Source organism: Klebsiella sp. TF21-TM (assembly GCF_019753495.1).
Taxonomy (GTDB): Bacteria; Pseudomonadota; Gammaproteobacteria; order Enterobacterales; family Enterobacteriaceae; genus Klebsiella; species Klebsiella quasipneumoniae.
Map to the genome: position 1 here is coordinate 1 of NZ_JAIJYL010000071.1, position 3,817 is coordinate 3,817.

Below are 3,817 nucleotides of genomic sequence, written 5' to 3' on the forward strand. Positions count from 1 at the left end.
TGGCCGAGGATTATCCAGGCGATTAAGGGGCAAACGTCATAGCTATCGGTTGCACCGTACAACAAGTTGCTGCACCGGAAAAATTACTCGCTGCGCTCGCAATTTTCCGGTGAGCAAGGCGTTAGCGCCCACAACGCATGTCTCTCGCACTCTTTGACTTCGATGGCACAATTACCACTCGCGAGACGATGCCGGATTTTGTGCGGCGGTCCGTGAGCCGACGTCGACTGCTTGTGGGACAACTGCTTCTGGCGCCGCTCGTGCTTGGGTATAAGATTGGGATCTTGTCTGGCACCCTGATCCGTCGCGTCATCGTTCGCTTCGCTTACAGCGGCATCCCGGCCTCGGTCCTGGAGGCCCAAGGTCGTGACTTCGCTCAGAGCTACCTGCCCAATACCCTCCGCGGCGAGGCAATGCAGCGCATCGCATGGCACAAAGCGCAGGGGCACAAGGTTGTCGTTGTTTCCGGCGGACTTGAGGCTTACTTGGAGCCGTGGTGCGACTCGCACGGCGTTGAGCTCATCTGTTCTTCCTTGCAACAGTCGGACGGAATCCTAACGGGCCGCTATGAAGGGCGGCAGTGCGTCTTGACGGAGAAGGCTCGCTTGGTCCGTGAGCGCTACGACCTGGCGACATATCCGACCATCTACGCGTACGGAGACACGCCGGAGGACCTGGATATGCTGGCCATTGCTACTAAGCAGTACTATCAGTGGCAAGAGGTTGGCGTCGCAGGTGGGCGCTAACAAGTCATTCAAGCCGACGCCGCTTCGCGGCGCGGCTTAATTCTGGTGTTAGACATCATGAGGGTAGCGGTGACCATCGAAATTTCGAACCAACTATCAGAGGTGCTAAGCGTCATTGAGCGCCATCTGGAATCAACGTTGCTGGCCGTGCATTTGTACGGCTCCGCAGTGGATGGCGGCCTGAAGCCATACAGCGATATTGATTTGTTGGTTACTGTGGCCGTAAAGCTTGATGAAACGACGCGGCGAGCATTGCTCAATGACCTTATGGAGGCTTCGGCTTTCCCTGGCGAGAGCGAGACGCTCCGCGCTATAGAAGTCACCCTTGTCGTGCATGACGACATCATCCCGTGGCGTTATCCGGCTAAGCGCGAGCTGCAATTTGGAGAATGGCAGCGCAATGACATTCTTGCGGGTATCTTCGAGCCAGCCATGATCGACATTGATCTAGCTATCCTGCTTACAAAAGCAAGAGAACATAGCGTTGCCTTGGTAGGTCCGGCAGCGGAGGAATTCTTTGACCCGGTTCCTGAACAGGATCTATTCGAGGCGCTGAGGGAAACCTTGAAGCTATGGAACTCGCAGCCCGACTGGGCCGGCGATGAGCGAAATGTAGTGCTTACGTTGTCCCGCATTTGGTACAGCGCAATAACCGGCAAAATCGCGCCGAAGGATGTCGCTGCCGACTGGGCAATAAAACGCCTACCTGCCCAGTATCAGCCCGTCTTACTTGAAGCTAAGCAAGCTTATCTGGGACAAAAAGAAGATCACTTGGCCTCACGCGCAGATCACTTGGAAGAATTTATTCGCTTTGTGAAAGGCGAGATCATCAAGTCAGTTGGTAAATGATGTCTAACAGCAAACTGAAGGAACCTCCATTGAATCGGACTTATATTTTTTTGGGTGAATCGCATTCTGACTGGTTGCCTGTCAGAGGCGGAGAATCCGGTGATTTTGTTTTTCGACGTGGTGACGGGCATGCCTTCGCGAAAATCGCACCTGCTTCCCGTCGCGGTGAGCTCGCTGGAGAGCGTGACCGCCTCATTTGGCTCAAAGGTCGAGGTGTGGCTTGCCCCGAGGTAATCAACTGGCAGGAGGAACAGGAGGGCGCATGCCTAGTGATAACGGCAATTCCGGGAGTACCGGCGGCGGATCTGTCTGGAGCAGATTTGCTCAAAGCGTGGCCGTCAATGGGGCAGCAACTTGGGGCTGTTCACAGCCTATCGGTTGATCAATGTCCGTTTGAGCGCAGGCTGTCGCGAATGATCGGACGCGCCGTTGATGTGGTGTCCCGCAATGCCGTCAATCCCGACTTCTTACCTGACGAGGACAAGAGTACGCCGCAGCTCGATCTTTTGGCTCGTGTCGAACGAGAGCTACCGGTGCGGCTCGACCAAGAGCGCACCGATATGGTTGTTTGCCATGGTGATCCCTGCATGCCGAACTTCATGGTAGACCCTAGAACTCTTCAATGTACGGGTCTGATCGACCTTGGGCGGCTCGGAACAGCAGATCGCTATGCCGATTTGGCACTCATGATTGCTAACGCCGAAGAGAACTGGGCAGCGCCAGATGAAGCAGAGCGCGCCTTCGCTGTCCTATTCAATGTATTGGGGATCGAAGCCCCCGACCGCGAACGCCTTGCCTTCTATCTGCGATTGGACCCTCTTACTTGGGGTTGATGTTCATGCCGCCTGTTTTTCCTGCTCATTGGCACGTTTCCCAACCTGTTCTCATTGCGGACACCTTTTCCAGCCTCGTTTGGAAAGTTTTTTTGCCAGACGGGACTCCTGCAATCGTCAAAGGATTGAAACCTATAGAAGACATTGCTGATGAACTGCGCGGGGCCGACTATCTGGTATGGCGCAGTGGGAGGGGAGCAGTCCGGTTGCTCGGTCGTGAGAACAATCTGATGTTGCTCGAATATGCCGGGGAGCGAATGCTCTCTCACATCGTTGCCGAGCACGGCGACTACCAGGCGACCGAAATTGCAGCGGAACTGATGGCGAAGCTGTATGCCGCATCTGAGGAACCCCTGCCTTCTGCTCTTCTCCCGATCCGGGAGCGCTTTGCAGCTTTGTTTCAGCGGGCGCGTGACGATCAAAACGCAGGTCGTCAAACTGACTACGTCCACGCGGCGATTATAGCCGATCAAATGATGAGCAATGCCTCGGAACTGCGTGGGCTACATGGCGATCTGCATCATGAAAATATCATGTTCTCCAGTCGCGGCTGGCTGGTGATAGATCCAGTCGGTCTGGTCGGTGAAGTGGGCTTTGGCGCCGCCAATATGTTCTACGATCCGGCTGACAGAGACGACCTTTGTCTCGATCCTAGACGCATTGCACAGATGGCGGACGCATTCTCTCGTGCGCTGGACGTCGATCCGCGTCGGCTGCTCGACCAGGCGTACGCTTACGGGTGTCTTTCCGCGGCTTGGAACGCGGATGGAGAAGAGGAGCAACGCGATCTAGCTATCGCGGCCGCAATCAAGCACGTGCGACAGACGTCATACTAGATATCAAGCGACTTCTCCTATCCCCTGGGAACACATCAATCTTACCGGAGAATATCGTTGGCCAAAGCCTTAGCGTAGGATTTCGCCCCCTCCCGCAAACGACCCCTATAGCAGCGGAGGGGTTGGATCCATCAGGCAACGACGGGCTGCTGCCGGCCATCAGCGGACGCAGGGAGGACTTTCCGCAACCGGCCGTTCGATGCGGCACCGATGGCCTTCGCGCAGGGGTAGTGAATCCGCCAGGATTGACTTGCGCTGCCCTACCTCTCACTAGTGAGGGGCGGCAGCGCATCAAGCGGTGAGCGCACTCCGGCACCGCCAACTTTCAGCACATGCGTGTAAATCATCGTCGTAGAGACGTCGGAATGGCCGAGCAGATCCTGCACGGTTCGAATGTCGTAACCGCTGCGGAGCAAGGCCGTCGCGAACGAGTGGCGGAGGGTGTGCGGTGTGGCGGGCTTCGTGATGCCTGCTTGTTCTACGGCACGTTTGAAGGCGCGCTGAAAGGTCTGGTCATACATGTGATGGCGACGCACGACACCGCTCCGTGGAT

At 56.2% G+C, this 3,817-nt stretch carries 3 protein-coding genes and 2 pseudogenes; 4 read left to right on the forward strand and 1 reads right to left on the reverse strand.

Annotated elements, in window-relative coordinates:
• Window positions 1–137 precede the first annotated feature (137 nt).
• From K5R89_RS26640 to K5R89_RS26655, 4 genes and pseudogenes are all read left to right on the forward strand, one after another.
• Window positions 138–746 (forward strand): HAD family hydrolase, encoded by a 609-nt coding sequence (locus K5R89_RS26640; RefSeq protein WP_000050382.1) that lies wholly within the window; start codon window positions 138–140, stop codon window positions 744–746.
• Between the two features lie 57 nt (window positions 747–803).
• Window positions 804–1,589 (forward strand): annotated as a pseudogene (locus tag K5R89_RS26645) (AadA family aminoglycoside 3''-O-nucleotidyltransferase); the annotation flags it as partial.
• Between the two features lie 35 nt (window positions 1,590–1,624).
• Entirely contained in the window at window positions 1,625–2,428 is an 804-nt protein-coding gene (gene aph(3'')-Ib, locus K5R89_RS26650; RefSeq protein WP_025464697.1) for an aminoglycoside O-phosphotransferase APH(3'')-Ib, read from the forward strand.
• Window positions 2,428–3,264: an APH(6)-I family aminoglycoside O-phosphotransferase gene (locus K5R89_RS26655; protein ID WP_000480959.1), complete on the forward strand. Its 837-nt coding sequence runs from the start codon at window positions 2,428–2,430 to the stop codon at window positions 3,262–3,264. The genes aph(3'')-Ib and K5R89_RS26655 overlap by 1 nt, the downstream gene beginning before the upstream one ends.
• A 260-nt stretch (window positions 3,265–3,524) precedes the next feature.
• Here K5R89_RS26655 and intI1 read toward each other — a convergent pair.
• A pseudogene (intI1, locus tag K5R89_RS26660) lies at window positions 3,525–3,817 on the reverse strand (class 1 integron integrase IntI1); the annotation flags it as partial.